At 43.1% G+C, this 26,053-nt stretch carries 26 protein-coding genes; 9 read left to right on the forward strand and 17 right to left on the reverse strand.

Annotated elements, in window-relative coordinates; genetic code table 11:
- Positions 1 to 78: 78 nt before the first annotated feature.
- Together DN752_RS14535 and DN752_RS14540 are read right to left on the reverse strand one after the other, a co-directional pair.
- Positions 79 to 663, reverse strand: coding sequence for a hypothetical protein (locus DN752_RS14535; protein WP_112784619.1), 585 nt, complete (start codon positions 661 to 663; stop codon positions 79 to 81).
- Positions 660 to 1,754: a BF3164 family lipoprotein gene (locus DN752_RS14540; RefSeq protein WP_112784620.1), complete on the reverse strand. Its 1,095-nt coding sequence runs from the start codon at positions 1,752 to 1,754 to the stop codon at positions 660 to 662. The genes DN752_RS14535 and DN752_RS14540 overlap by 4 nt, the downstream gene beginning before the upstream one ends.
- Positions 1,755 to 1,944: 190 nt before the next feature.
- On the opposite strand from DN752_RS14540, the gene DN752_RS14545 reads away from it, so the two are divergent.
- Together DN752_RS14545 and DN752_RS14550 are read left to right on the forward strand one after the other, a co-directional pair.
- The gene (locus DN752_RS14545) at positions 1,945 to 3,138 is read left to right on the forward strand and encodes a hypothetical protein (RefSeq protein ID WP_112784621.1); all 1,194 of its coding nucleotides are present in this window, start codon (positions 1,945 to 1,947) and stop codon (positions 3,136 to 3,138) included.
- 390 nt (positions 3,139 to 3,528) lie between these two features.
- Entirely contained in the window at positions 3,529 to 4,134 is a 606-nt protein-coding gene (locus DN752_RS14550; protein ID WP_112784622.1) for a hypothetical protein, read from the forward strand.
- Between the two features lie 74 nt (positions 4,135 to 4,208).
- Here the strand turns inward: DN752_RS14550 and DN752_RS14555 are convergent, their stop codons facing one another.
- Positions 4,209 to 4,577 (reverse strand): hypothetical protein, encoded by a 369-nt coding sequence (locus tag DN752_RS14555; protein ID WP_112784623.1) that lies wholly within the window; start codon positions 4,575 to 4,577, stop codon positions 4,209 to 4,211.
- 432 nt (positions 4,578 to 5,009) lie between these two features.
- Here DN752_RS14555 and DN752_RS14560 point away from each other — a divergent pair, with 432 nt between their 5' ends.
- Positions 5,010 to 5,594: a hypothetical protein gene (locus DN752_RS14560; protein ID WP_112784624.1), complete on the forward strand. Its 585-nt coding sequence runs from the start codon at positions 5,010 to 5,012 to the stop codon at positions 5,592 to 5,594.
- Between the two features lie 62 nt (positions 5,595 to 5,656).
- Here the strand turns inward: DN752_RS14560 and DN752_RS14565 are convergent, their stop codons facing one another.
- Positions 5,657 to 6,379 (reverse strand): hypothetical protein, encoded by a 723-nt coding sequence (locus DN752_RS14565; protein WP_112784625.1) that lies wholly within the window; start codon positions 6,377 to 6,379, stop codon positions 5,657 to 5,659.
- A gap of 609 nt (positions 6,380 to 6,988) precedes the next feature.
- Here DN752_RS14565 and DN752_RS14570 point away from each other — a divergent pair.
- The 3 genes from DN752_RS14570 (at position 6,989) to DN752_RS24500 (ending at position 8,638) form a co-directional block, all read left to right on the forward strand.
- Complete coding sequence (locus DN752_RS14570; protein WP_112784626.1) at positions 6,989 to 7,585, forward strand: hypothetical protein; 597 nt, start codon at positions 6,989 to 6,991, stop codon at positions 7,583 to 7,585.
- A 332-nt stretch (positions 7,586 to 7,917) separates the two neighbouring features.
- A complete protein-coding gene (locus DN752_RS14575; protein WP_112784627.1) occupies positions 7,918 to 8,268 on the forward strand; it encodes a hypothetical protein in 351 nt (116 codons plus the stop codon).
- A gap of 70 nt (positions 8,269 to 8,338) precedes the next feature.
- The gene (locus DN752_RS24500; RefSeq protein WP_162633223.1) at positions 8,339 to 8,638 is read left to right on the forward strand and encodes a hypothetical protein; all 300 of its coding nucleotides are present in this window, start codon (positions 8,339 to 8,341) and stop codon (positions 8,636 to 8,638) included.
- A 378-nt stretch (positions 8,639 to 9,016) separates the two neighbouring features.
- On the opposite strand, the gene hemE is transcribed toward DN752_RS24500, so the two are convergent.
- The 6 genes from hemE to truA all read right to left on the reverse strand — a co-directional run bounded on the left by hemE (position 9,017) and on the right by truA (position 15,175).
- Entirely contained in the window at positions 9,017 to 10,063 is a 1,047-nt protein-coding gene (hemE, locus tag DN752_RS14585; RefSeq protein ID WP_112784629.1) for a uroporphyrinogen decarboxylase, read from the reverse strand.
- 353 nt (positions 10,064 to 10,416) lie between these two features.
- Positions 10,417 to 10,944, reverse strand: a complete 528-nt coding sequence (locus DN752_RS14590) for a hypothetical protein (RefSeq protein WP_112786566.1) — start codon at positions 10,942 to 10,944, stop codon at positions 10,417 to 10,419.
- 125 nt (positions 10,945 to 11,069) lie between these two features.
- The gene (locus DN752_RS14595; RefSeq protein ID WP_112784630.1) at positions 11,070 to 11,588 is read right to left on the reverse strand and encodes a hypothetical protein; all 519 of its coding nucleotides are present in this window, start codon (positions 11,586 to 11,588) and stop codon (positions 11,070 to 11,072) included.
- A 226-nt stretch (positions 11,589 to 11,814) separates the two neighbouring features.
- Positions 11,815 to 12,396: a hypothetical protein gene (locus DN752_RS14600; protein WP_112784631.1), complete on the reverse strand. Its 582-nt coding sequence runs from the start codon at positions 12,394 to 12,396 to the stop codon at positions 11,815 to 11,817.
- 234 nt (positions 12,397 to 12,630) lie between these two features.
- On the reverse strand, positions 12,631 to 14,406 hold the full coding sequence (locus DN752_RS14605; RefSeq protein WP_112784632.1) for an ABC transporter ATP-binding protein: 1,776 nt from the start codon (positions 14,404 to 14,406) through the stop codon (positions 12,631 to 12,633).
- A gap of 13 nt (positions 14,407 to 14,419) precedes the next feature.
- Positions 14,420 to 15,175, reverse strand: coding sequence for a tRNA pseudouridine(38-40) synthase TruA (gene truA / locus DN752_RS14610; RefSeq protein WP_112784633.1), 756 nt, complete (start codon positions 15,173 to 15,175; stop codon positions 14,420 to 14,422).
- 165 nt (positions 15,176 to 15,340) lie between these two features.
- On the opposite strand from truA, the gene DN752_RS14615 reads away from it, so the two are divergent.
- Both DN752_RS14615 and DN752_RS14620 read left to right on the forward strand, forming a co-directional pair.
- Positions 15,341 to 16,090: an Ig-like domain-containing protein gene (locus tag DN752_RS14615; RefSeq protein ID WP_112784634.1), complete on the forward strand. Its 750-nt coding sequence runs from the start codon at positions 15,341 to 15,343 to the stop codon at positions 16,088 to 16,090.
- Between the two features lie 93 nt (positions 16,091 to 16,183).
- The gene (locus DN752_RS14620; protein ID WP_112784635.1) at positions 16,184 to 16,663 is read left to right on the forward strand and encodes a DUF4293 domain-containing protein; all 480 of its coding nucleotides are present in this window, start codon (positions 16,184 to 16,186) and stop codon (positions 16,661 to 16,663) included.
- Positions 16,664 to 16,731: 68 nt separating this feature from the next.
- Here DN752_RS14620 and DN752_RS14625 read toward each other — a convergent pair whose 3' ends face one another.
- From DN752_RS14625 to DN752_RS14640, 4 genes are all read right to left on the reverse strand, one after another.
- A complete protein-coding gene (locus DN752_RS14625) occupies positions 16,732 to 17,490 on the reverse strand; it encodes a hypothetical protein (protein ID WP_112784636.1) in 759 nt (252 codons plus the stop codon).
- 862 nt (positions 17,491 to 18,352) lie between these two features.
- The gene (locus DN752_RS14630) at positions 18,353 to 19,111 is read right to left on the reverse strand and encodes a hypothetical protein (protein ID WP_112786567.1); all 759 of its coding nucleotides are present in this window, start codon (positions 19,109 to 19,111) and stop codon (positions 18,353 to 18,355) included.
- Between the two features lie 56 nt (positions 19,112 to 19,167).
- The gene (locus DN752_RS14635; protein WP_112784637.1) at positions 19,168 to 19,869 is read right to left on the reverse strand and encodes a hypothetical protein; all 702 of its coding nucleotides are present in this window, start codon (positions 19,867 to 19,869) and stop codon (positions 19,168 to 19,170) included.
- Positions 19,866 to 20,396, reverse strand: coding sequence for an RNA polymerase sigma factor (locus tag DN752_RS14640; protein ID WP_112784638.1), 531 nt, complete (start codon positions 20,394 to 20,396; stop codon positions 19,866 to 19,868). The genes DN752_RS14635 and DN752_RS14640 overlap by 4 nt, the downstream gene beginning before the upstream one ends.
- 318 nt (positions 20,397 to 20,714) lie before the next feature.
- Here DN752_RS14640 and DN752_RS14645 point away from each other — a divergent pair, with 318 nt between their 5' ends.
- Positions 20,715 to 21,824 (forward strand): trans-sulfuration enzyme family protein, encoded by a 1,110-nt coding sequence (locus DN752_RS14645; protein ID WP_112784639.1) that lies wholly within the window; start codon positions 20,715 to 20,717, stop codon positions 21,822 to 21,824.
- 301 nt (positions 21,825 to 22,125) lie between these two features.
- On the opposite strand, the gene DN752_RS14650 is transcribed toward DN752_RS14645, so the two are convergent.
- The 3 genes from DN752_RS14650 to DN752_RS14660 form a co-directional block, all read right to left on the reverse strand.
- Complete coding sequence (locus DN752_RS14650; RefSeq protein WP_112784640.1) at positions 22,126 to 23,664, reverse strand: YifB family Mg chelatase-like AAA ATPase; 1,539 nt, start codon at positions 23,662 to 23,664, stop codon at positions 22,126 to 22,128.
- An 89-nt stretch (positions 23,665 to 23,753) separates the two neighbouring features.
- A complete protein-coding gene (locus tag DN752_RS14655) occupies positions 23,754 to 24,134 on the reverse strand; it encodes a hypothetical protein (protein ID WP_112784641.1) in 381 nt (126 codons plus the stop codon).
- Between the two features lie 32 nt (positions 24,135 to 24,166).
- Entirely contained in the window at positions 24,167 to 26,002 is a 1,836-nt protein-coding gene (locus DN752_RS14660) for an ABC transporter ATP-binding protein (RefSeq protein ID WP_112784642.1), read from the reverse strand.
- Positions 26,003 to 26,053 lie beyond the last annotated feature (51 nt).

The following is a 26,053-nucleotide window of genomic DNA, read 5'->3' on the forward strand; positions in this document are numbered from 1 at the left end:
CGTAGTGAGAGCTGAAATTGCAAGAAAATCAGTTAGTTTGGAGGCATTAGCGTAGCACCGCTACGGTTATGCCGAAAACTAAAGTGAAACGGCTGATTTTGAAGCAGTTTCAGGTCGCAACAGATAGGTTAATGCATATTCCGGGTTAAAGAAATTTGAGGATGATTGATTTACATATAGATAGTCGCTTCTGAATTTTTCCATACCATAGCCCATTGCCTTTATTGAAAAGGAGGGGATTTGAAAATCATCTATCCTTGTTTGAGACAAAAGGTTACGTGAAAAATCGTATGATAAGAACCCTTTATAACCATAAGCGATGAATGAGCTATCCGAATTTAATCTCAATGAGGATAGAAGTCCACCATAACCATCAGGCACATCTCCCAGTTTTGAAAATGACGATTGAATACTTCCATTAAAATCGGCAATAAAAATTTCTTCAGAATAGGGTAAGTTTTCCGAGAAAAGAACAGTTTCCGAAACGGGGTCTATATCATGGACAGTAGTGATTCCCAAGTAATCGATCTGGATGCTGTCCAGCTTTTCCAACGTGACCGAAATTTGGCTGTTTTCCGATTTGGAAGTCTTATTATCCTTATTTGCGCAAGAAAACAAGAGCAAAAGGAGGACAAGTCCCACAATATTAGTGTAAGATTTCATAGGCTGAGGTGTTTGCTAAGGTCGAAAATAGCCACATTTGGGTTTTGGTCCCTAGTGATGCCGTAGAGGATACCATTTTTACTATCCATCGAAAAACTCAGGATGGGATAATCAAGCTGGAAATTATTGATAAAATTACCTTCATAGTCAAATTGAAAAAGTTGAGGGTTGGATGTTAAGGCATCATCGCTATCTGTATTTTGTCCAACATACAAGGCGAAAAAGTACTCTTCTTGAAGATACAATTGCGTGTAGTACGTCGTCAATGGATCATCAAATACCGGATAAGTGGTCTTATTATAATGGTGAAGTTGAAATTTCGGGTCTTGGTTTACTGGGCCTTGGATATAAAGACGCTTTACCGTGTGAATGTTGAAAATTTCGAAAAAGTCCTTTAGTACTCCCGTGATACCCACCAAGGTTTTATCGTTAGAAGTGGTTAACGGACCTTGGCAAATGAGTGAAACGGTTAATGGGGACAGTTTTTCATTTTCGACCATGTTATTCCATGTACCAATGGTCTTCAAAGTGTCTTCTTCTAGGTTAATTTCGGCAAGTTTGTCCCATGTTTGGGCGGTTTTGACCAAGTAAGAACTCGGTGAAGTCAATGATATTTGAGTTGTGAAATTTAAGTTGGTGGGAGTTTTGAGCTGCTTTTGTGTCAATTTAGTGGTGTCAGCCCCATGGATATTATAGAAATTGAGTGTTCTGCGGTTGCCGTCAAATGTGAAAAATTCCCCTTCTGAAAAACCCGGCTCCATCCCCGTAGATTGCACCATTTCACCTGGACCAAATCCTTTTTTTCCTATGGAACCAATAAAAGAATCATTTTCTAGGTCGTACAGATAAAATAAATCGGTTTCTAAATTAGCGTTTTGGGCCACGACAAGGTGATTGTCCAAGAATAGAATATGCCGTGGATTAAGAAATTCCTGAAAATTGAGCTTTCTCCCATTCAATTGGGTGGGGGGAGGGATGTCTTCTGTAGTAAACCGGATAATGGTTTCCAGTTCAGATCTTTTAAACTCCTTTTTAGATTGACAGTTCACCATCATAATCATGACAAGAAATATAATGAGAATCCTTCGCATGGCTAAAAGTTGTAATGGTTGAGGTGTAGTAAAACTATTAAAATAGTTTATTAACTAAAAGGTTTTTAGTTAGTTTTATTTATCTTGGGCGATAATTGGCCATTGGTTTGCAGCATGGCATTATCCCATACCGGCAGCATCGTGTTGACACCCTTGGAAAAATAGCTATCACCTAAAATAAACATATAAAATGAGATCGTTGAAAACTACCCTAGCATGCACTGTAACGGTTTTGATAAGTTTGGTTTCCTGTGGGGAATCTGAGAAGAGGAAACCTGCGGGGCCGACCGCTGAGCTGAAACTCGAGGTGGTAGATTCCTTAATAGTCGATGAGTTGGAGCCGTTGGTGATGGATGATCATCGAGGTGATTTGGGGTATTATTTGCTCAGAAATACCAAAAGCCGCCAGCCGCTGTTGGTGGATGAACAAGGGACGGTGATTCAGGAGTTTGATATTCTTAATGACGGACCGGATGGAATAGGCAGCTATGGTTCAGGGTATCGACTGCTTGATGATACCACTTGGGTGGCACAAAACCTGATGGATGGATATTATATTTTTGATTATCAAGGAAGCAGAAAGAAGCACCTGTCCCCTCATCGGGCCGGCTTGTTCTCTATTTCTGTATATGCCAATCGAACGACATTTACGCCCTATTTGAAAGGAGGCAAAGCCCACATTCTGGGAGAAGAGCCCAATGCCTTTGACCATAAGTCCATCAGTGCTAAAGAACTCGGGAGTAAATTTTATGACAGTGCCAAGACTATTTTTGATTACGAAGTGCAATCGGAGGATTTTAAATTAATAAGTACTTTCCCCAAGGCTTGGAGGCCTAAGGCAGAGGAGCGCTATGTGGGACTTTCCTTTCCGTTGGTGACCATCAATCGCAAAAGCCTAAAAATGGCTTTACTGCCTACAGTGGGCAATCAACTGTTTATCTATGATTATTCTGGGGATAGCCCCGTTTTGGAAGATACCGTGCTGCTGTCCCATCGGCATCGTCCAGATACAGCTCCAGATGCCAAGCTGGATGCAGAAAAGTGGCTAGAAGATTATCCCTTGTTTACGGATTTGAGGGTGTGTGGGGATGGTTTTTTGGTGGGTTTTTATACTCGGATTCCTGCCGATGTCCTGAAGGAGCTCAGGGCCAAAAGTGAGGAGTATTATAAGCTTCCTGAATTTAAGAAGGCCTCCGCCCAATACGCTAAACCGTACCATATGCTGGTCCAAAATGGTGAGCAAGTAGGGGTAATTGATGAATTGCCCGTGCATGGAGGAATTAACTTTGCTGATGAAGATGGATTTATCTATGTCAATGATAACAGTGATCCTGAAGTGGAAAGGGATTATAATGTGTTTTATAAATTAAAGGTGAAGCAGTAAAACTTATTTTAAACCGGGTTAAGAAATAGTCTTTTGCAAAAAAAAGATTAGCCCTTAAAAAAAACTTTTTTCGAGGTTGAAATTACCAAAAATGTAAATAATCGGCCTGATTTTGCTTAAAACAAGGGCTATTTCGACAGCGCAAACGGTTTCGGTTTGAAAATATCGAATCTATAAGTATTTAACCTTAAAGTTGCTGAAATGTTAATTTTATATATTTTTTATTGATGTATTTGCAATAATGGATTCTCTTCTTTACGTTTGAAGTACAATCACGTGATTCATTAATTAATAGTACCTGCCCAAAATAATTAGCCTCAGAAAATCCGGTGAAGTCCATCGGGAGGTTTTTACAAGAGTTAGTTTGTTAACCCTTAAAACTTTAAAACCATGAGATTAATTATTGCAACAATGATGGCCCTAAGCATTTCACTAAATGCCTCGGCCCTAACTGCAGGTCATACTGACCTCAAAAAAGAAGAAAAAGAAGCTAAAGCTGTTCTCGAAAAAATTGGGAACAAGAAAGTACAGTTAAAGTTTTTGACCGAGCCAAATGGAAACGTACTGGTAAGGATCAAAAACGCCAACAGTGGAGTGATCTACAAAGAAATAATCAAGACAGAGAAGGAATTTAAGAAAAACTATGACCTCTCTGCGCTCGCTGAAGGTGATTACAAGTTTGAGGTGTTTACCCGAGAAGATGGTACCATCTCCAATTTTGAGTTTAACCTTGGCGAAGAAAAGTCTGCTGGATCCAATTATTTCACCAAAATCAAGGTGATGGATGATAAAAAGATAGCTCTCCTTGTAAAAGCAAAAGGAGCTAACAAAAAGTACATCCGTATCCTTGAGGAAGGTCATGTGATTTTTGAAGACACTTTCGAGGGGGATAAATACGGGAAATTATTCACTTTCGAAAAAGTAGCCTCTCTCAGTAACCTTGTATTTGAGGTGAGAGATGAGGAGGGAGCTGGCAAATACCTGTCCGCTCTGTAAGTACACTTCTTAGCTAAGAAATTGAAGGACTGTCTTTAGGGGCAGTCCTTTTTATTTTTATGTGTATTGAGGTTTTAGCGTGAATTTATAAGCGCTAGGAAGATGATTGCCGCTAAAACAAGGATATTAATATTGATGTTTACGCATAAGCGTTGACCATGGCTATGGGTGTCATGCCCTTTCAGGGCTTTTGTTATACAAATTGGCTTTTTCAGTTTAAGAAACAGATCAGCGCAAATCTTAATCATCTGCGCCATCAGCGTCCTATCAAAACGAACCGCTATCCCCCCCAATTTTTCTGCTTTATCTCTAATTCGGAATAAAGCAAGGCCTCTGGGGTATATCCATAAATCCGGATACAGCCAAATCATTTCCCATTTCATAACAGCGATAGGTAGGGCTGAATTAATAACCCACTGCGAGTTGTTCCGCAGTAAAGCCATTGGCACAGCAGTTTTTGAGAAGACAAAGCGTTACGATATTTCTCAAAAGCTGGTGCAAACGTTTGAAATGAATCCCGAATTTTAATGGTGAAATTAATTTTAAAAATTTTATCGAGTAATTTTATTTTGTTTAATGATTATTGTTTGAAATAATATTTTAAAAAGTGTTGCCCGGCTTTATTATGGGAGGAATGAAGTCGATAATACGGTATAATTAATGTTTTGGCGGTATTGTTACTGAATCGTTAATTTTAGATATTTTTCATTGAATATTTGGTAAATATATCGTTCGTGTATTACATTTGTAGTGTAATCAAAAACAAAAAACAATTACACGCCCAAAATAATTAAGCTCAAAAAAACTAAACGCCCAGAAAGCCCAAACGGCTAATGGGAAAAAGAAATCTAAAAACTCTATAAAATTTTCTAGTTATGAGATTAATTATTGCAACACTAGTAGCGTTCTGTATTTCAGTAAGTACATTCGCGAAGACAGGATCTGACCTGGACGAAAAAACCGTTAAAATTGAAAAAGTAGGAGACAAAAAGGTAGAATTGAAGTTCTTGGCTGTACCTAGCAGCAAAGTGCTGGTAAGAATCAAAGATGAGAACAGCTCAGTGATCTTCAAGGATATTATTTCAAGCGATAAATTATTTGCCAAAAAGTATGACCTTACAGCCCTAGCTGATGGCGAATACCACTTTGAAGTATTCACTCCTGAGCAAGGAACTATCCAGAACAAAGACCTTTTTGTAGGTACCAAAAGAGTGAAAGCAGGTTACTTCACTAAAGTAAAAGTACTTGACGAAAGCAATATCGCCTTCTTGGTGAAGTCTTCCGATGACAGCAAAAAAATTGTTAGAATCCTTGACCAAGGAAATGTGATTTTCGAAGATAGCTTCGAAGGTGACAAGTTTGGAAAAGTCTTCAAATTCGAAAAAGTAGCTTCTCTTGACGACTTGGTATTTGAAGTAAGAAATGAAGCAGGTGACGGTGAATACATCTCTGCCCTGTAAGAAGTATAGTATTTAATAGACTTAAAAAGGTGTTTCCGGTTTGGAAACACCTTTTTTTATCCTCACTCGCCAGAAATGTACAGGGCCTTTTCTAGATTGCCGATAATGGTCAGGTAGATGTCCCGGTTACCATCCAAATTGTTCGGCTCTATCTCTATGGTGCCGTTTCCATTGCCATCCATGGCCAGCGTCAGGTCTACATTTTCCAGTAACCTGTTAATATCAACGTTAAGGTAGATGTCCTGATTTCCTGTAATGCTGATACTCCCCGATTGGGCTGCCGCAGTGAGCATTTCCTCAGTATTGGTATGGAATGTCATCAGCTGATTGTTGACATTGCCATCTATTTTTAAGGTCTTTTCATACATGGCATCCGTTTCAGTAAGTGCAGTATCCTGCTGGAGCTGCAGAGTGATGTCAGCGTATTCCCCCGGGTTTAGTGTTACTGTCCCTATTGTTTTGGTCAGCGGCAGGGCACTTTCCAAAAGGCTCAGCCCAATGGAAGCATCCCCTTCAAGTGGAAGCTGAACGGAGGCAGCACCTTCGTCACCACCATGAAGGCTTATATTCCCAATGCTCAGTGCTGTACTGATGATATTGGCGCCTGAGATGGTTCTGGCATTTTCGACTGGCTGTTCTTCCTCTAGGGAACTGTTTTCAGCAATTGCCCTTGCTTTTACATTCACCGTGGCATTTGGCATTTCGTCCTGGTCTTCATTGTTACAGGAAAATAGCCCCAGTGTACCGGCGGTGAATAGTCCGATTACCAATAATTGCTTTTTCATAATCTTAATAATAGTTGGTTTACAGGATCAGTACCAAGCCTAATGCCAAGAGCCCGGAGGAGTAAAACAATCCTGTTAAACGCTCTGTTTGAAGCATTAAGAGCCGTAATGGGAGAAAACGGGTAGGCCGAACTTATGAAATGTAGGTTGTTTTTGTGGTGGTTATGGATAATGTGTGGAGCATTTTATGAGTGATATTGGGCGAGTTTTGTGTCAGAATAGAACATTCGAGTGTTCGGAATAGTACAGTCCTAAAGGACTAATGACCTGAAATAGAGCCGGGTGAGAATTGAAAAAAATATTTTTTTAATTATTTTTTATGATAGCATTACAATAATTCCAGGGCAGCGCTAGACTGTAAAATCGAAAAAAACTGTATTGTTTCCGCTCATTTGTCCGAACACCTTGTTGATTTTGATACACTTTTGGCGTTGATATCCCATGCCAAAAGAGGCTGTTTTACGTTTTTTTAATGTTTTGATAATTTTTTGAAGGGTGATTTTTGCTGTGCCAAAACAAGAAAAATGGTTGTGGTATGCGATTGGTGTATAGGGAAGTACAAACGCAATCAGATTTTAAAAACTTACAATTAACATAACAAATACCGTCATGAAAGCATTATTCACATCCGTTTTTGTAGTAGGAATGATTTTCCTGGCCAATGCATCCGCTAACCCCGATACCTTGGCAAAAAAAGAAAGTTTAATGGCCAATACCATGGTAGAGGCCACAGATAAGCATGTCGCAGTCACATTGGGTGCTCCAGTGGGTAAGGTGAAGATCTTTATCCTGAATGAAGACAATAAAATTTTGGCTGTTAACAGGTACAGGGCAAACCAGTCATTGAAAATACCTTATAACTTGGATGACCTTCCAGAAGGAGCGTATAAGATCAAGATCAAAACGAAAGACGAAGAAATCACTTATGAGGTGCTCACGAAAGAAAAGAAGATTGTGATGGACATGCCGATCGTCGCTTATGGCAAAGTGAGTGATCAAAACACCATCAACCTCAAAGTCCTTGGGATCAAAGTACCAGGTACCCACGTGGACATCTTCGACGAATCCAATAAGCGCATCGCCACGGATGAGGTCAATGTGGAAGAAGGGTTTGAGCGAAATTATAGATTTACCAATAGAAAAGTAGAAGGGCTTTATGTGCGGATAAAGGATGCCCAAGGAAGGAAGAAATATATTTATTTCTAAGATCCCACCAATTAGCATAGGTTTGGGCATGGGGCTGTCAATACGTGACAGCCCTTTTTTTGTTGTTGCGACATGTCTTTTGTTATTCAGCTATAGAAGCCACAAAGTCCCTAAGTCACTAAGGGATTGGGACTCTTATAGCAGAGTATTAAACCCGAATTACAAGACATCGAAAAAGGGTAAAGTAAAGTAGCTAACTTATTTGAGAACCACATTAGGCACAATAGGGCACAATAGGGAAAATACGGTAATCAATGCCATAACCGAGGCAATAACTAGGGGAATGTTTAACCCGGAATTAATGCCGTTTAGTTAGTGTGTATCTGGAAAATATGGGTTCTATATTTTTTTCTTGGGCAGTTATTTTTCTGGCTAAATTCTTAGGTGGTTTTCATCCCTTTACCTTTGTTACTTTTTTGCTTCAGGTCAAAAAAGTAACCAAAAAACCCCGCCGCTGTGCATCTATTGGCCTAAAATTAAAACCTCCCCTCATGCAGGCAAACTCCTCCTTTTTAACTGCCAACATTCTTTTAAGGCAGCATTTCGTCAAACAAGCCTGCCTTTTTGCCCACCCGCTTTTTAATTTCTTAACGCCCAATACCTGCAAGGCGGATCCGATTAATAAGTTTCTTATGGATAAATTATCATCATTATTCCATGTAGTGGTATATTTTCTTAAGTAACCAAGTTGAGCGAGAACTATAAGCCCCCCTGAGCCAAAAAAGGTATGGCTTCCTTATTACGGCCCTTGGTATGCCTGTTTTCCAGCCGATGGTGGCGGCCGTTAAGAAAGGGAGTTGGCTTGCGTCGTGGAACAGCGAGACCCACTCGCTTTTAGGCCGTAGCCATCGGCTGGAAATTAAAATGGGTGACGGATCTCGGTCGCAGGGTAAATCCATGTTCCATTTTAAAAGGCCTACCACCGGCCTAGATTTTTTTCTTTCTTTTTTCATCAATAGCCTGCCCCGAAGGCTTTCGGGGGAAAAAAGGAAAAGGATCCACCAAGATGATCAGGTTTCCCCAGCCAAAGTCAATCAAAAAAAGGACTTTTAGGTATATGAAAAGGAGGAAATGCCCTTAACTAAACGGCATTGAACCCGGAATATGCATTAGCCTATCTACGCCACGGCGCACAGGTGTTGCGACCTTAAACTGCTTCAAAATCAGCCGTTTCACTTTAGTTTTCGGCATAACCGTAGCGGTGCTACGCTAATGCCTCCAGACTAACTGATTTTCTTGCACTTTCAGCTCTCACTACGATTCCTAACGCATAATCCGGGTTTAAAAGCAGTGTCCTCAAACAGGCTGAAAGCCTAGTTCAATCCCCCCCCCCTAGACATACCCAAAAACTTCAGGAATTAGATGGAATTAATGCCTTAGCCTACTCTGTGCCATGGTGACTGCTTTTCCTTGGACGATTGATTTGTTGGTTTATACGTTGTCCCTTAGCTGACTGCTGTATTCCTTGACCGTATTGATGAACACCTTTACTTTTTCGGGATCGATATCCGGGTAGACACCATGACCAAGGTTGGCGATGTGCCTGCCGGCACCGAATTGGTCCAGCATTCTTTTGGTGGCGGCTTCCACTTCTGCTGCCGAACCATACAGGGCTGCTGGGTCCAGGTTGCCCTGAAGCGTTTTTTGGTCACCAATGAGGCTTCTGGATTCGGCAATGCCCATGTTCCAGTCGAGGCCGATGGTTTCACAGTTCAGCTTGGCCATTTCCTCTCGTGCAAAGAAGGCGCCTTTGGCAAATACCGTTACAGGCACTTCCGTAATGGCATCGCAGATTTCGGAAATGTATTTCAGGGCGTATTTTTGATAATGGTCTGGCGGTAAGATGCCTGCCCAGCTGTCAAAAATCTGCACAATATCCGCCCCCGCGGCTATTTGGGCCTTGAGGTAGTTGATGGTGGACTTCGTGATCATGTCCAGCAGGCGTTCTGCCAATACCGGCTCCTGATACAGCATGGCCCTGGATTTGGAGAAGGTTTTACTTCCTGATCCCTCGACCATATAGGCAAAGATCGTCCAAGGTGCACCGGCAAAGCCGATCAATGGTACTCGTCCGTTAAGGGCTTTTTTGGTAATCTTGATGGCTTCGATGACATAGCTAAGGTCATCCACGCCATCTGCAATCCTCAGTTTGTCGAGGTCTGCTGCTGAAGAAACGGTGTCAGGGAATCTTGGTCCCCGTTTTTCGATCATCTCATAGGGTAGCCCCATGGCTTCCGGAATGACCAATATGTCCGAAAAAATAATGGCCGCATCCACACCCAGCAAGTCTACCGGCTGTAGGGTGACTTCTGCTGCCAGCGATGGTGTCTGGGCGAGTTCGATAAAGCCACTTACGCTGCTTCGTACTTCCCTGTATTCGGGCAAAATCCTTCCGGCCTGACGCATCAGCCAAACAGGGGTGCGTTCCACCTGCTCGCCGCGGGCCGCTCTTAATAACAAGTCGTTCTTCAATTGCATGGCGCAAAGATAGTTGATTGCGCTAAATTATACGAACTGTATTGGGGAAATGGATTTTGGTACTGAAAAAAAACATGGTGCCTTCTGGTCTTTGTGGCATTGTCATTATTAATTATGTATAGCCGCAATTGTACAAGTGCTCACAGAAATCACGGAAATCTCAGCAATGCCTTGTTTCATTCTGGGGATTCTGTGCATTCAGTCAGTGAGAAATATAATCTACTGGCATGAAAGCGTATAATCAATCTATAAAATATAGAATGCTGAAGAACGCAAAGGTGTTGATGAGTAGTAAAAATAAAAAAAACCACCGAAATTACTCTCGGTGGCTGTAATCATATGTTTTATCAATGCTATTTTTGAATTTTCACAAAGTCACTTTCTTCTATATCCAGATATTCCATTGTAGCATCATAATTTGAGAAATCCATTCTGGCATTGGCACTAAACAAATCCGAAGGCACAATTACTACCCTAAAAAGTAAATTATCGGTCCAATAAGTGGTTAATTGAGCAAAATCTACAGGAGAGTTGTCCATAAAAATGCTGAAAGTACTAGGTGTATGGTCAAAATTATAAACTAGAGTACCTTGTTCTATGTAAAAGGTCTGCGGTAGCAACCTCCAAGCATTTCTATCATCATACACAGGTGATGCTTCATTCATATAAATTAGAATTGCATCTCCTTCTTCCATTGGTGGATCCAGATCAAATAGTTTTGAATAATTGTTCGCATCATTAAATGAAACCTCTACTTCAAAAGTTTCGCCTACAAATAATCCACCTGGCTCACCAGGAGGCCCCTGCGGGCCTGGAGGGCCTTCACAACCTTGGATCATAAAGGTTGTAGCAACAAATAAAAGCAACAATAATTTTCTCATATCTGAGGGGGTTAGTTTCACGACATTCTTATTAGACGGCCAATTGGAAAATTTGTTTTATATCATCCGATAAGATCGGCCATAAATTTCATTTTACCAAAATCATACCAAAAATCACCAGTTTCCTATTTCTTTTTGACAATAGGTGCCCAAACTTGAACATGGTCTTCACGGAGCAGGCGATCGATGAAGATGCCGGATAGGGTGAGGTGGTGCTCCACGGCAAAAGCCTGCATATCTTCTTTGATGGTTGCTGGTCGTGGCATGACCCATTTGTCGTACCGTAGGTCGGCCACTAGGAATTGATTTCCTTGGATGACTTTTTCCTCCCAGTCTGCCTTCATGCCATCATTTGTCTTGTCCAGCCCCACGAAGACTTTCATGGTGTCCAGTTTGCCGGCAGGCTCCACGTAATAGATGGTGTGCAAGGTGGCTTCAGCTTCTTCGGTTAAGGCCGCTTCTATCGTTTGGAAGGTGTTTTTGAGCCCCTCATCTTGGGGCGTGCCCCTGTAGGTGAGTCCATAAAGGTGGAGGCTCTCCTGCTCGATTACCGTAATAGGATAGTCCTTAAAACCACCCAAGTAAGCAAAGATGCTAAACCCCAGTGCGGCCAATATGCCGACGATAATTAACGTTTTTTTCATTTTCTAACTCCGTGATTGTCCATGGCCTTATTGAATCTGTTTTGCACCAGGCAAAGCCTGTTTGGGTGTCACTTCAAAGCTGATCGTATTGGCACATGACCATCAGCACAACCCAATTCCCATTATGCGCCTATCTACCCCACCTAACCTCCCCGCCGCGGCGGGGAGGAATTTGTCTCAAGTCTCAAGTCTCAAGACTCAAGTCTCAAGACTCAAGACTCAAGACTCAAAAATGATACCTAGCTCCAATGCCGCCCTGTAGCTTGACGTGGCCGGGGCGGTCAGCGATTTCCATCATAAGCCCCAATTCCGCAAAGACACTGACCGGCTGGTCTTCGAAGTAGTATTCTCCACCACCAAATACTTCGAGGCCAAAGTCAATGTTATTTTTGTTCTCAGAAAAAACGGCCGTTACGTCGGCTGTTTCCTGATACGCATATTCGACATTAATGCTTCTCAGCTGCAAGCCTGCCCCACCAAAGGCCAACAAACTTCCTTCGGTAATGTCAAACTCAGCCGTGATATCTTCGTGATAGGCCACTCTGCCATTAAAGGAGATGCCTCCTCCGGCACTGTGGTTAAGGTAAAAGGCATTTGGTGATGGCTTGTTGCTGTCGAAGACCTTGCGGTAATAGGCCGAGCTGTTGGCACTTCCCCGGCCGATCATTCCTTCAAAGGAGATTTTGTCATCCAGAAAGGTCTTGTAGGTGATGCTGATGGGTTCGCCAATCCTTAAGCCGATGGATTGTTCCTGTGCAAATGCCGCGATGGGCAGGCTAAAGATAAGCAATAGCAGAATCTTTTTCATGTGTAGGTATTTTAGCGTTTTGCTATGGTTTTACGTTAGAACGGCGCAAATTTAAGCCCTATTATGGAAAGGTCTGTTTTTCGGGAAGGGAATTTTAAAAAAATAGGTGTTACAAATCTCCTTTATCATTGTTCGTGATTATAAGTCCAGAACAGCCCCGTTTATTGTGAGTAGGACTAAAGGACTACGAAGCAATGCAGATTGGCAAACTCCAAACCTTTTGACTTTCATACCTTACTCACTCACCATGGATTTGAGCTGCATCTGGTGGAGTTGGGCATAATAGCCTTCTTGTTCGAGCAAGGCATCGTGAGTGCCCATTTCCTTGATTTCACCTTTATGCAGTACGATGATATTGTGGGCTTTCTGGATGGTGGAGAGCCTGTGGGCGATGACGATAGAGGTCCTGCCTTTCATCATTTTTTCGATAGCACTTTGGATCAGTTCTTCGGTTTCGGTATCCACTGATGAGGTGGCTTCGTCAAGAATGATGATTTCGGGATTGTACACCATGGCCCGGACAAAGGAAATCAACTGACGTTGTCCTACGGATAGCGTAGCTCCGCGTTCCATGACATTGTAGTCAAGCCCTCCAGGGAGGCGCTCGATAAATTTCTTGGCTCCGACAAGTTCCGCTGCTTCCATTACTTGCTCTTTGGTGATATCGGGGTTGCCCAGGGTGATGTTAAAGTAGATCGTGTCAGAGAATAAGAACACATCCTGTAGCACCACTCCAATGTGTCGGCGCAGGATTCCCAGGTCAAAATCCCGGATGTTCTTATCATCTACTTTGATGGTTCCCTTGTTGATTTCATAAAAACGGCTGATCAGGTTGATGATAGAGGATTTGCCCGCTCCAGTGGCACCCACCAGCGCGACCGTTTCGCCGTGTTTGACATTGAAATTGATGTCTTTCAGTACCCATTCTTCATCATTGTAGGCAAACCAAACATGTTCTAGCTTTATATTGCCTTTGATTTTTTCAGGGGTATAATTGCCTTCATTGGCAATGTGTTCATCGCTTTCCAATAACTTGAAGATCCTTGAGGAGCTTACCACGCCCATTTGCAAGGTGTTGAACCGGTCTGCGAGCATCCTGATGGGGCGGAAAAAGAGCTGCAAGTACATGATGAAAGAGATCAATACTCCCACTTTCAGGTCTAGCCCAAATACACCTGTAGCTCCATACCAGACCACTAGGCCTATTCCTACGGCTTGGATGATTTCAGCTACGGGATAGTAAATGGCATAGTAGAGCACCGATTTGACATTGGCTTTTTTGTGCTCGGTATTGATGGCATCAAATTTCTTGTATTCACTATCCTCGCGGTTAAATACCTGAACGATGTTCATACCGGTGATATGCTCCTGCAAAAAGGAGTTGAGATTGGATACGGCATTTCTGACCTCATTAAAGGCCACTTTTACCTTTTCCTTAAAGATATAAGTAGAAATGATCAGCAGCGGAAGAGTGCTCAGACTGACTAGGGTGAGTTTCCAGTCCACCCAAAACATCACACCCAAAATGGTGAAAAGCTGAAGTAAGTCTCCGATGATCGCCGCCAGACCTTCGCTAAACACATTCGAGAGGGATTCGACATCCGAAATATTCCGGGTGACCAATCGACCGATGGGGGTATTGTCAAAAAACTTCAGGCGCATTTTGAGCAAATGCCGATAGAGCTTGATCCTGATGTCCCGTATGATGACCTGTCCGATCCAGCCAGAAAGGTACGTGTGGGCAAACTGCACCACGGCCTGCAGGACCAATAGCCCGACCAATAGGTAAATAATGCGAAGCAAACCTTCCTGATCGCCAATGGCTACGTGTTCGTCAATGGCTTTTTGGATAAACAGCGGCTTTGTAGGTGCCAAAGCAGCCAAGGCAACGGTAAGGAAAATCAGAAAGAAGAACCGACCTCGGTAGGGTTTTACAAACTGATAGAGCTTACCAAGCACCTGGGTGTCGATGATGTCTCCGCTTTTTACATTTTCTTTTTCCAGACTCAAAATCTATTGTCTTTTAGATGAATATTTTTTCGGGGTAGGTCACCCTACTGAGGAACAGACCGTGAGGTGGAGCGGCTATGCCCGCCTTCCTTCTGTCTCGGCTGTCCAAAATCTGCTGAAAACCTGATAGATCCAGTTGGCCTTTGCCTATTTCTACCAAGGTTCCTACAATGGCCCTGACCATGCCGCGCAAAAACCGATTGGCCGTTATATGGAATACCAAATGATGGTCTTTTTGTTCCCAAAAAGCTGTTTTTATTTCGCATTCAAAATGATTGACTTCCGTTTTCACCTTACTGAAACACTCAAAATCCCGATGCTGCAATAGCAAAGCTGCCGCCTCGTTCATTTTAGCCACACCCAGCTGGTAAAAGCAATGCCAGGACAACGTTTCTTCAAACGGATTTTTTCGTAAAGAGATATGGTATTCATAGCTTCTCCATTCTGCATCGAAACGTGCATGTGCCTCAGGAATCGCTTCTCTTAGATCATAGGCACTGATATCTTTTGGTAGGACTGCGTTGATTTTTTTGAGAAAAACAGTTTTTTCCAGTTTGTCCGCCCAGTCAAAATGCAAGAATTGCTGTTTGCCGTGGACTCCCGTGTCTGTCCTTCCGCTGCCCATGGTGGCGACGTCTTGCCGTAAGATGGTTTGCAGTGCCTTATTGATGGCTTCTTGTACCGTAATGGCGTTGGGCTGGATTTGCCAGCCGTGATAGTGGGTGCCTTTGTAGGCCACTTCCAGAAAGTACCGTCTGATTGTCTCCATGAACTTACAAAGATACTTTATTCAGGGTGGTTTGCAATGTTGAAAATATAGTTGCGATAGATGAACTTTTTGTTATGTGTTTCATTTTGCAGTAGCAAAATGACCTGGTTTTACTAATTTTCAGTGTTTGCCACTTTTAACTCGGTATTAATTCGGGATTTAGATATGATATTTACAACACGATGGTTGGGGATAGTAGTTGTCACGTTAGTGCTTTTGGGTTGTAGACATGAGAGGCATGTGCATGAAGAAGTGCTTACTCTCCGTGACTCATCCCTATACTTGGGAGTTCATGAAGAAATGAAACTCGAAGTAGATTTTAAAGGGAATGGATATCCTTCCAGTCACCTGATTTGGGAGTCTGATCACCCCGCCTATGCCGTTGTTTCAGAGGTCGGTATGGTAAAAGGTTTGGTTCAAGGTCATGCGGTTATCAGAGTAATGACGAGTGATGGGACTTATGCTGATAAATGTAATGTTAGGATCCATCCTACCAACCATCTATTTGATGAACCGGCGCATGAATTTGGAATGTCCAAGGAGGAGGTTATTACAGGGGAGCCGAGGGAATTAGAAGTAGCGCTGAGTGATAAGTTGATTTTTAAAGGAGATGCCAAACCTGTTAAGAAATCTATGTATTTTTTTGAAAAAGGATGTTTAGTGACCAGTGCAGTGTTGCTTCAGGTAGAAGAAGTAGAATATAAAAAAGTGAAGGACTTTTTGTTACAGCGTTATTTCTCTTTGGGGATCGAGAAGGATATTTACTTTATGACAGAAGGTAAAATGCTGATAGGTTTGGCGATAGAGCAAAACGGACAATTGTCAATTGTTTATCTCGAAGAGAAGGTGCTTAATGCTAAGGGGATAGGTAAATATACTTATGTCAAAGGAATTATTGACAACGTGAGAAATTAATTGCCCCATATTTCATCTCCCAACCTTACACCCCTCTAACTTGCGTATATTCAAATTACCCCGTTTCTTTGTCAAAAGTTTTAAAACAAGACAATGATACAACGCGTACAAACGATCTTTCTTCTTCTGGTAGCTGTCGCCATGCTGCTGGAAACGTACTTTCCTATCTGGACACAGGTAAACCCTGACCAGACCGAAATGCTGAAATTGACAGCTTGGAATTTGACCCATACGGATACTACCTCAGGGACGGTCCTGGAGCAGACAGGAACCTTTTATTTGGGGATTTTGGCTGTTTTGGCGGCGATTATAGCGATCTATAGTCTCAGCCAATTTAAGAACAGGACCAAGCAGATGTTCCTGAACATGATCAATTCGTTGGTGATGGTGGCGAACCTCGGGCTTATTGTTTACCTGACTTATGTCGAGAATATGGATTTCAATGCCACGGCTAGTGGCGCTTTTATGATCGGGTTTTACTGCATTGTAGCTGCCATGATCTTTAATATCGTGGCCAATCGATTTATCCGTAAGGATGAAATGCTGGTAAAGTCTGTGGACCGCATTCGGTAAATTTCAACTACCTCGCAACAAAAAAGGAGACTGGCTTTATCCAGTCTCCTTTTTTGCTTTGGAACAATTCAATAATAGATGTATTCTGTCATTCCCGAATAAGCAAACCCCCAATGCTGATCATAATTTCTGACTTGGATCAGTTGTCCTAATTCGTTGTACTCGTATTGGGTGGCATCATCTATTATATTTCTGCCCGTTCCGTGAGTTTCCTTGGCTGCCAATAGCCCGTCGTCCCTATACCTATAAAAATAGCGTTCAAATATATGGCTATCTTCTAAAACCCATTGCTCTTCATTTATTCTTCCATTTTCATAGAAATAGACATATTTTTCACTGTTTTCCTCTCTACCAAACCGCCACTCTGTCATCCCCCCATCTTCGTTATAAAAGTAGCTATAGCGGTATTCTTCCGTTTCATTGGGAGCACTAATAAATACATCTTCCCTCAGTCCATTTTCAGAAAAAATGCTTTTCATGGAAGTTTTCCAGACAAAATCCCCCGATTCATAAGTGAAAAATAGGTTTTTTACTTTCCGATTCAGCTCATCATACTCAAGAATGGTGATTCCTAAAGTGTCTTCTTTACGTGACATCTTTACTCTGAGAATATTATTGCCATGGGCATCATAGAAACGATAGGTATAGCCAGTAAGGGGTGTTAAATGACTGGTTCGGGAAGCTTTAATTTTTCCCTCAGGGGTAAATAAGTCCCCGTCCAGTACAGATAAGGCCTCGTGTCTCGGTTCTTCCGGTAAATTTTCTTCATCACCTTTGCATGAAACCAGGAAAAGGATATATACAAATATAAAGATTAAGTTCTTCATAAATAGTGGGTTATGTATGGTGAATATAAGAAATTTTCAGGATAATAATTTTACGGTTGGGGGACAGCAGAGCAAACGCATTTAGTATTTTAAAATACTATCTTCCGACTAAATTTGACATAGACTGAAAAAGTAGGTTTAAACGATAATAGGAAAGATTTTTTCGATTTCCTAAATCTAGCCCGTACGCTGAAGAGGTGATCAAAAAGTCCCCTTTAGGGGATTTAGGGGTGAATTTTAACGAAATTCCTTCGAAAGCAAAGTCTTTGCTCATACGCCACTAATATTGAAAGAAAGCAATTTTCCTGTAGGCATAGCTATCATCCGTGCCGCTGGCATTATACCTCGTTGTCAGTTTATACCTCCCTCCGGTCGGCATAAACTGACACTGGGCGGGCGGCTCCGCCGCATGTCGCCGTTTCTGCGCTCCCTCCGGTCGCTACCAAACGACAACATGCGGCTAAAAGCCATATTGTTTCAAGATACTACGTACCTTTTCACAATACAGCATTTAGCCGCCCGCCCAGTGTGTGCATTAGGAATCGCAGTAGCCTGTCTCACTGAATGTCGAGAATGGCTCATGGACTTCGGTGGAGGTCGAACAAGTCGTCACGCCTTTCTGCGCAAGTATGGCGGTTGGTTTAGGTGAGGTTAATAATTTCATGCGTTAGTAACTGATCATTCTTTCCAATCTGCCATGGGCGGAGGGTCATATAGAAGGTGCAGGTGACCACCTGCACCAACAATTGTCACATACAAAAGAGTCAGTTCCATAGGGACGCCAGATATAAATGCGAGTAGGAACATTTTTTTTATGCGTTTGCCCTGAGAACTGCTAATGAAGCCCTAACTAAGGTGATATTTACCAAAAACGCACTCCTAAGACCGGGTAATAGGTGTTCAAGTCATCGGTGGCTACCACACCTGCTTGAATGTACAAGTGGTCGCTTATCCTATGCCTATAGATGACTCTTAGGGTAGTTCCTTTAAACAGCTCGCTAGGATGGCTGTTGAGCAAATATCCGATTTGGATGGTCTGTTCGTTGTTAACAATATTACTTCCTTTATTCCATGAAAATTCCCCGTTGATAAACCAATTGCTCATCACATCGATTTTTCCCTCAATCTTTTGTGGAAAATAAACGGTGTTGGTGATAGCTGCTCCGATGCTGTATCCGGGCAGTCCTAGATGCGCGCGAAAGCCTACTTCTGGCGTAAAGTTTCCCCGCGTAAAATCCAGTCCTACAGGAATACCCAGTTCGATACTTTCGATATGTCTCCCATATTTGCGGTCAATGTTGTTTTTTACGGCGGTAAGGCTGGTCTTTTGGAAATTACTGGCAAGTCGGAAAGCTGTTGTCTCAAATTCAGGAAAACGCGTGGAACGCTTGATGAGTGGTGTCAGGATGGCCTTTAAGGAGTCCGCTGAAAACTCTGTGTTGTTAAAATAGAACAATATTTTGCTTTCGTTGGGTAAATTGAACTGCAAGGTGTCGGTGATGGCCCACTGTCTGTCCAGCCATTGCTGATGATTTTTGGGTAAGGTGTTTTCTACCTCCTGTGCCCAGCTACAGGCTGCTGTCAACATGAATATGATAGTGATTATATTAGCTTTGTTCATGATTTTATAGCTTTTAAGTAAACGCATATGTTTAAGGGAAACCAAATGCGTTGAATCTATTTTTCTTGCGAAAGCCTGAGTACCAATTTCCCGGACGGCTCCGTTACTTTGTGCAGTTTAGCTTGATGCTGGGGTGTTTTGGTCTCATAATCTGTTTTGAGTTTTATACGGTCGTTGATGCCCCAAGAAATCGTCACTTCATGGAAGGATGGTGTCGCTTTTACGGTGTCTTGGTCTGTCTTGGTTTCGGCTGAGACAGCAATGGAACCGGATGCGCTATATGGTTCTTCAAGCCAAGGTATTTGCAGGAGAGGTAAATTATTGTCCTCCAAAATGACAGGCTGTTCAGGAGCTCTTTTTACCGTGGTTTTTGCTATAGACGTGACCGTTTTTGGTAATTGTTTTGATGGGAGGGGTTTAGGTTTTTCAGGTAGTTTTATGCTTGATGGAGTTTGCCAAGGAGAAACGGTTGTGACCAAGTATTCTCGGTGGAACTCATTTGTGGCATCTAAAAGGTTTATGGCGAGCAACAACCCTATCCCAGCCATGACAGCAGCTCCTGCCGTCCACCACCAGGGTGCAGGTCGGCGACGATCCAGTTCAGAAGTGATGGCAGGCCAAATGTCCTTGCTAGGGCCGATTGACGGAAGGTTTTCCGTTTCTCTTTTGAGCTGCGATTCCATGTCCAACTTTGAGGTCAGGGCTTCCCAGCTGCCTTGATTTGGATGGTGTTCTGGTAAGTTTAGTCGCTTTTTCATGCCTTCATGAGTTGGTTTAGTTTGCCACGCAATAGCTTTTTGGCGTAAGAAAGCTGGGATTTGGAGGTGCTTTCCGAGATGGATAGTAGTTTGGCACATTCGGCGTGTTTAAACCCTTCTACCTCGATCAATAGAAAGACACTCCTACATCCCACCGGCAATTCCCTGATCGTTACATCCAACAATTGTCCGTCAATCCAACCGTCAAGGGGAGCGTGATCCGGTAATTCAGCTACTTGGTCCAGTGATGTGAAGAGCATGCGGCTTTTGGCCATTTTGATGGCTTTCCTGATTGCTATCCGCTTCATCCAGAAGCCCAGTGTAGATTCACTCCGAAATTTTTTGATTCCCTTGAAAATTTCGATAAATGCCTCTTGAAGGGCATCATGAGCCAAATCCTCTTCATTCAGAATCCTGAAGACAGAAGAATACAGGGCTACCTTGTACCGTTCAAAAAGCTCAAACTGGGCTTTTCGGTCTTGTTTGGTACATCGTTCGATTAGTTCTTTCTCAAAAATTGATTTCATTTTATTTGGCTTCCTGTATAAAAGAGGCGGCAAACGGGGAAAAGGTTGGAAAGCGGCCAAATATTTTAGGCTGAATCCCTACCTGACAAATTGTTTTCATTTCTCGGAAGGAGAAATTATCGTCCAAGTACTGGAGATTTATCTTTGCGAAAAGTACTTCTCCAAGCCGTTTTCCTATGACAGGGTACCGTCCCCATATTTTTTGCGGAAGAAGTACTCAACTAAAGAGGGCTAATTTTAACTCCCTTTGGGTAAATGATGGCTGCTCTTGGGAATTGCCTTTATAATTTCCCTATTTTTATGTTAAAATCATAGCCTATGAAATTCGAAACATTAGCAATACACGGAGGGGAGGAGATCACGGGACCGCATAAGCCGGTGGTGCAGCCGATTACCCTGTCCACTACTTTTGAGCATCATGAAGGTTCGTTGATCTATTCCCGCGCCAACAACCCCAACCGAATGGCACTCGAAAAATTGTTGGCTGAATTGGAAATGGGAAAAGCAGCAGCCGCTTTTTCATCTGGAAATGCTGCTGGAATGGCGGTTTTTCAGGCGTTGCCACTAGGGAGTCATATCGTGGCTCCTTCCGATATGTACCATGGACTGAAAAAACAGCTGGTGGAGCTGTTTAAGGATAGGCTGGAGGTGACATTTACGGACCTGAGTGATCCTGAAAACCTTGAAAAGGCCTTGCAGCCCAATACCGAACTGTTGTGGATCGAAACGCCTTCCAACCCGATGCTGAAGATCAGTGACATTAAAGTTCTCAGTAGTATGGCCAAGGATAATGACGTCAGGGTGGTCTGCGACAATACCTTTGCGACACCTGTATTCCAGAATCCCTTGAAGCTAGGAGCTGATTTGGTGATGCACAGCGCGACCAAGTATTTTGGTGGTCACAGTGATGTTCTGGGAGGCGCATTGGTCACCAAGGAGGTGGATGACTTCTGGCAGGAAGTGGTAAATGTCCAGCAGACAGGAGGAGCCGTATTGTCCCCGTTTGACTGTTATATGCTGATTCGCAGTATCAAAACCCTTGCATATAGGATGAAAGGGCATGCCGAACATGCTGGCCAGATAGCGTCGTTTTTGGATCAACACGAAAAAGTGGAACGTGTTTTTTATCCTGGATTGACAGGGCATCCCAATCATGGAGTGGCCAAAAGCCAAATGACTGGATTTGGTGGTATTCTCTCTTTTCTGGTGAAAGGCAATCCTGACGATGCCGATAAATTAATATCAAATCTAAAATATTACACCAATGCTACCAGCCTCGGAGGAGTAGAAAGTCTCATAGAAAGACGGGCTGCTGTGGAAGGACCTGATACTAAAACACCCCAGAATCTGATTCGGGTTTCTGTAGGATTAGAGCATTTGGATGACCTGCTTGAGGACCTTGACCAGGGATTGCAAACCATTAGCTAAAACGACTTAAATACAAAAGACCATTCGCTAGGCGAATGGTCTAATGATTTAACTGACTTTTATTAATCGAAAAAGTGTGTTGAACAAGTTGGATTGTTTTGTTTAATGCGGGTGATCACAACTTTTGCTAGCAAAGTAACACATAACTTTTTCTATTAGCAAAATTTGACCCTAAAAAAAGTACAATTAATCTCATAAAAATAATTCAATGTAATTATTTAAATTTTCAATGTGTATACATTTAATTTAGGATTAAATTTTTTATGTTAAAAATTCAATTTTGTCCCTACTAATTTGGTTTTCAGCCTGCCCAGCCTTCTCTATCCAGACTTCGGTATTGTATGGCTTCTGCCAAATGCTCCACTTTGATGTTTTCGGAATCGGACAAGTCGGCGATTGTTCTGGCTACTTTTAGGATTCTGTCGTAGGCTCTCGCAGAGAGTCCCAGTCTTTCCATGGCAGTTTTCAGGAGTGTTTTTCCTGCTTCATTTATTTCGCAGACTTCCTTGACCATGTGCGATGGCATCATGGCATTGCAATAGATGTCTTTGTACTCCTTAAAACGTTCCACCTGTCGATCTCTGCCGAGGACGACGCGTTCACGGATGACATTACTTTTCTCCGCCTTTCTAGTGGAGGTCATCTCGTCAAACTTTACCGGCGTGACTTCCACGTGAAGGTCGATTCGATCGAGCAAGGGGCCGCTTACCTTGTTAAGGTAACGCTGGACGACACCCGGGCCGCAGACACATTCTTTCTCCGGATGGTTATAATAGCCACATGGGCAGGGGTTCATGCTGGCAATCAGCATAAAATTGGCGGGGTAGTCCACCGAGATTTTGGCCCTACTAATCGTCACTCTTCGTTCTTCCAGCGGCTGCCGCATGACTTCGAGGACGGTGCGTTTAAATTCCGGAAGCTCATCGAGGAACAATACGCCGTTATGTGAAAGGGAAATTTCTCCTGGCTGCGGATTGCCCCCTCCTCCAACCAAGGCCACATCGCTTATGGTGTGATGGGGAGATCGAAAGGGCCTCTGGGCGATCAGCGACGCTTCCCCTCCCAGTCTTCCTGCCACTGAGTGGATTTTGGTGGTTTCGAGTGCTTCCTGCAAGGTAAGTGGAGGAAGGATAGAAGGCAGCCTTTTGGCAAGCATGGTCTTACCGGCTCCGGGAGGGCCTACCATGATGACATTGTGTCCTCCAGTAGCAGCGATTTCCATGGCTCTTTTGATGTTTTCCTGACCTTGTACATCTGCAAAATCAAACTCATAATCCTCTAAGGAATTGTAAAATATATCTCTGGTGTCCGTGACCAGTGGGGTGATTTTTAGTTCGCCTTCTAAAAATGCTATGGCCTGCTCCAGGTTCTCCACTCCGATGACGTCAAGGTTATTGACAATAGAAGCTTCGGTGGCATTGGGCTGGGGCAAGATGATGCCTTTGTACCCTTTTTTTCTCGCTTCTATGGCGATGGGCAGGACACCCTTGATGGGACGAAGTTGGCCGTCAAGGGACAGTTCGCCCATGATAACGTATTCTTCGAGATCAGCAAATACCACCTGTTCGGAGGCCTTGAGTATGCCCATCGCTATGGGGAGATCATAGGCAGAGCCCTCTTTTCGGATGTCTGCAGGAGCCAAGTTGATGACTACTTTTTGCCGTGGCATCCGGTACCCAAAATATTTTAAGGCTGATTCTACTCGCTGTTGGCTTTCCTTCACGGCGCTATCGGGTAGGCCTACCATATAAAAACTCGTGCCTTGTCCTACGTTTACTTCTATTGTGATCAGTATAGCGTCTACACCAGAAACCGTACTGCCATACGTCTTTGCTACCATTTTTAGTTAAATTCTACTTCCATAAAAAAAGGAAATCTCCTAAGAGATTTCCTGCTAAACTCATTTTATATCTCCCTTTTTGGGCATCTTTACTTGATGTTTTGCCTAGGCTTGATACCAGATCCATCGCCATCGTCCTCTTGACTAGGATCCGTAGAAGGCGTAATGGTACCTCCTGCAGGCGTTGTTCTTGCCTTCTGCTCATGGTCATAAAGCCTGGCTTTTAATTTGTCATGCTCCGCTTCCAGTTTTCGGATCTTTTTTCCCAAACTACTGGAATACATGGACTGTAACATCCATGTGATCAGGTAAAGTACAAAACCTACCAAGAGCCATATGACCACTTTTCCTGCGGTGAGTTCTTGGATTCCAAAGCCGTTTTTGATACTGTCGAATACTAGGAAGAACGCCAGTGCCAGTCCAAAAAAAAGTGCTACCAAAAGCTGAAATACACTTGATACCTTTTTCATATTATTAAAATTAAGATTTGCTGTCCAATATACTAAACTGATTGCATAGAGGAAAGTTTCTTATACAATCCTTCTTGGCGAATAAGCTCTTCATGTGTGCCTCTCTCAACAATTTTACCATTTTGGACTACCAGGATTTCGTCCGCATGTTGGATGGTGCTCAGCCGGTGGGCAATGACCAAGGTGGTTCTATTGCTCATCAAGTTGGTCAACGCTTCTTGCACGAGCCGTTCAGATTCGGAATCCAGTGCAGAAGTGGCCTCGTCCAAGATCAGGATCGGTGGATTCTTCAGTACTGCACGGGCAATGCTCAGCCGCTGGCGTTGTCCGCCGGAAAGTTTGCTGCCTCGCTCGCCAATATTGGTTTGATAGCCTCTTTCCAGTTGCTCGATAAATTCGTGTGCATTGGCGATTTTGGCGGCTTCGATTACCGCAGCTTCAGAAACTTCCGATAGGCCAAAGGCGATATTGTTAAAGATAGTGTCATTGAACAAGATGGACTCCTGGGTGACAATGCCAATGAGCTTACGTAAATCGTCTATGGCAAATTCCCGGATATTGGTGCCATCTAATTTTACCTCACCTGCGGTGGGGTCATAAAATCGGGGCACCAAGTCGGCAATGGTGGATTTGCCACCACCGGAAGGGCCGACCAAGGCGATGGTTTTCCCCTTTGTGAGCGTAAACTGGATGTTTTTCAATACCAAGTGCTGCTGGTCGTATCCGAAATTTACGGTGTTGAAAGCGATGGATTTGTCAAAATGATGAAGGGTTTTTGGACGTGCGGGGTCTTTGATGGCGGGCGCCGTGTCCACCACCTTAAATATCCTGTCGGCAGAAGCGAGGCCCCTTTGGACAGCTCCCATTGCCCTTGATATTTCTTTGGCGGGATTGAGGACTTGGGTAAATATAATGATATAGGCGAGAAATTCACTGGCCGAGAGGTCCGAGGCATTGTTGAGCACCAAGCTGCCACCATACAGCAGAATGCCCGCTACCACAAATACCCCCAAAAATTGTGAAATAGGAGAGGCCAGTTCATTTCTCTTGGCCATCGAAACATTGATTTTGGAGTATTCGTCGGTTTCCTTGTCAAATTTATCATAGACATATCCCGTAGCACTGAAAGCCTTTACCACGCGCATTCCGCCTATGGTCTCGTCCAGGATGTTTACGATACGTCCCAAGGATTCTTGGCTCTGTATCGCTTTCTTCTTGAGCCGTTTGGTGATGCCTCCGATGATGGCACCTGAAATCGGGATGATCAAAATGGTGAATAGGGTGAGCTTTACGGACATAAAGAACAGCGCCCCAAAATACAAAATGATCGTCACAGGTTCCCTGAAAACCACCCTTAGCGATTGTACGACACTGTTTTCTACTTCTTGTACATCATTGGTCATCTTGGACATCAGGTCCCCTTTGCGTTCATTGGTAAAATAGCCAATGTGCATGCGGCTTACCTGGTCAAAGATATGCATGCGCATTTTTTTGATGACATCTGCTTTTACTTTTGCCAATAGCACGCCCGCCAGATAGGTAAAGAGATTGGATAGGAAAACGGAAACAACGATGATGATACATACATAGACCAAAGTGCCAAATTTGCCATAACTGTCGGCTATCTGCATAAAGTAATAGTTGAACAGATGCATGAAGTACTCGATGGTAAATGAGAACTCAGGTTTGGCGGCGTATTGCTGTAGTTCAGAAGGGTCTACTTGTTCGAAGATCACATCAAAGAGCGGTTTTAGCAGAGTGAAATTCAATAGGCCAAAAATAATGGCAAGCAGAGCATAGAGCGCATACAGAGGGAAATACCTTCTATAAGGACGCGCATAAGCTAAAATTCTTAAATAGGTCTTCATTTTTCCGTGTTTTTACTATGCCGCAAAAGGTGCTATGGACTTGTCCCCTCC

Source organism: Echinicola strongylocentroti, assembly GCF_003260975.1.
Classification (GTDB): Bacteria; Bacteroidota; Bacteroidia; order Cytophagales; family Cyclobacteriaceae; genus Echinicola; species Echinicola strongylocentroti.

What these genes read in the sequence shown, in the direction of transcription:
- DN752_RS14535 (WP_112784619.1), bottom strand. Translation starts at nt 663, where the DNA reads ATGAAATCTTACACTAATATTGTGGGACTTGTCCTCCTTTTGCTCTTG.
- DN752_RS14540 (WP_112784620.1), bottom strand. Translation starts at nt 1,754, where the DNA reads ATGCGAAGGATTCTCATTATATTTCTTGTCATGATTATGATGGTGAAC.
- DN752_RS14545 (WP_112784621.1), top strand. Translation starts at nt 1,945, where the DNA reads ATGAGATCGTTGAAAACTACCCTAGCATGCACTGTAACGGTTTTGATA.
- DN752_RS14550 (WP_112784622.1), top strand. Translation starts at nt 3,529, where the DNA reads ATGAGATTAATTATTGCAACAATGATGGCCCTAAGCATTTCACTAAAT.
- DN752_RS14555 (WP_112784623.1), bottom strand. Translation starts at nt 4,577, where the DNA reads ATGGCTTTACTGCGGAACAACTCGCAGTGGGTTATTAATTCAGCCCTA.
- DN752_RS14560 (WP_112784624.1), top strand. Translation starts at nt 5,010, where the DNA reads ATGAGATTAATTATTGCAACACTAGTAGCGTTCTGTATTTCAGTAAGT.
- DN752_RS14565 (WP_112784625.1), bottom strand. Translation starts at nt 6,379, where the DNA reads ATGAAAAAGCAATTATTGGTAATCGGACTATTCACCGCCGGTACACTG.
- DN752_RS14570 (WP_112784626.1), top strand. Translation starts at nt 6,989, where the DNA reads ATGAAAGCATTATTCACATCCGTTTTTGTAGTAGGAATGATTTTCCTG.
- DN752_RS14575 (WP_112784627.1), top strand. Translation starts at nt 7,918, where the DNA reads ATGGGTTCTATATTTTTTTCTTGGGCAGTTATTTTTCTGGCTAAATTC.
- DN752_RS24500 (WP_162633223.1), top strand. Translation starts at nt 8,339, where the DNA reads ATGCCTGTTTTCCAGCCGATGGTGGCGGCCGTTAAGAAAGGGAGTTGG.
- hemE (WP_112784629.1), bottom strand. Translation starts at nt 10,063, where the DNA reads ATGCAATTGAAGAACGACTTGTTATTAAGAGCGGCCCGCGGCGAGCAG.
- DN752_RS14590 (WP_112786566.1), bottom strand. Translation starts at nt 10,944, where the DNA reads ATGAGAAAATTATTGTTGCTTTTATTTGTTGCTACAACCTTTATGATC.
- DN752_RS14595 (WP_112784630.1), bottom strand. Translation starts at nt 11,588, where the DNA reads ATGAAAAAAACGTTAATTATCGTCGGCATATTGGCCGCACTGGGGTTT.
- DN752_RS14600 (WP_112784631.1), bottom strand. Translation starts at nt 12,396, where the DNA reads ATGAAAAAGATTCTGCTATTGCTTATCTTTAGCCTGCCCATCGCGGCA.
- truA (WP_112784633.1), bottom strand. Translation starts at nt 15,175, where the DNA reads ATGGAGACAATCAGACGGTACTTTCTGGAAGTGGCCTACAAAGGCACC.
- DN752_RS14615 (WP_112784634.1), top strand. Translation starts at nt 15,341, where the DNA reads ATGATATTTACAACACGATGGTTGGGGATAGTAGTTGTCACGTTAGTG.
- DN752_RS14620 (WP_112784635.1), top strand. Translation starts at nt 16,184, where the DNA reads ATGATACAACGCGTACAAACGATCTTTCTTCTTCTGGTAGCTGTCGCC.
- DN752_RS14625 (WP_112784636.1), bottom strand. Translation starts at nt 17,490, where the DNA reads ATGAAGAACTTAATCTTTATATTTGTATATATCCTTTTCCTGGTTTCA.
- DN752_RS14630 (WP_112786567.1), bottom strand. Translation starts at nt 19,111, where the DNA reads ATGAACAAAGCTAATATAATCACTATCATATTCATGTTGACAGCAGCC.
- DN752_RS14635 (WP_112784637.1), bottom strand. Translation starts at nt 19,869, where the DNA reads ATGAAAAAGCGACTAAACTTACCAGAACACCATCCAAATCAAGGCAGC.
- DN752_RS14640 (WP_112784638.1), bottom strand. Translation starts at nt 20,396, where the DNA reads ATGAAATCAATTTTTGAGAAAGAACTAATCGAACGATGTACCAAACAA.
- DN752_RS14645 (WP_112784639.1), top strand. Translation starts at nt 20,715, where the DNA reads ATGAAATTCGAAACATTAGCAATACACGGAGGGGAGGAGATCACGGGA.
- DN752_RS14650 (WP_112784640.1), bottom strand. Translation starts at nt 23,664, where the DNA reads ATGGTAGCAAAGACGTATGGCAGTACGGTTTCTGGTGTAGACGCTATA.
- DN752_RS14655 (WP_112784641.1), bottom strand. Translation starts at nt 24,134, where the DNA reads ATGAAAAAGGTATCAAGTGTATTTCAGCTTTTGGTAGCACTTTTTTTT.
- DN752_RS14660 (WP_112784642.1), bottom strand. Translation starts at nt 26,002, where the DNA reads ATGAAGACCTATTTAAGAATTTTAGCTTATGCGCGTCCTTATAGAAGG.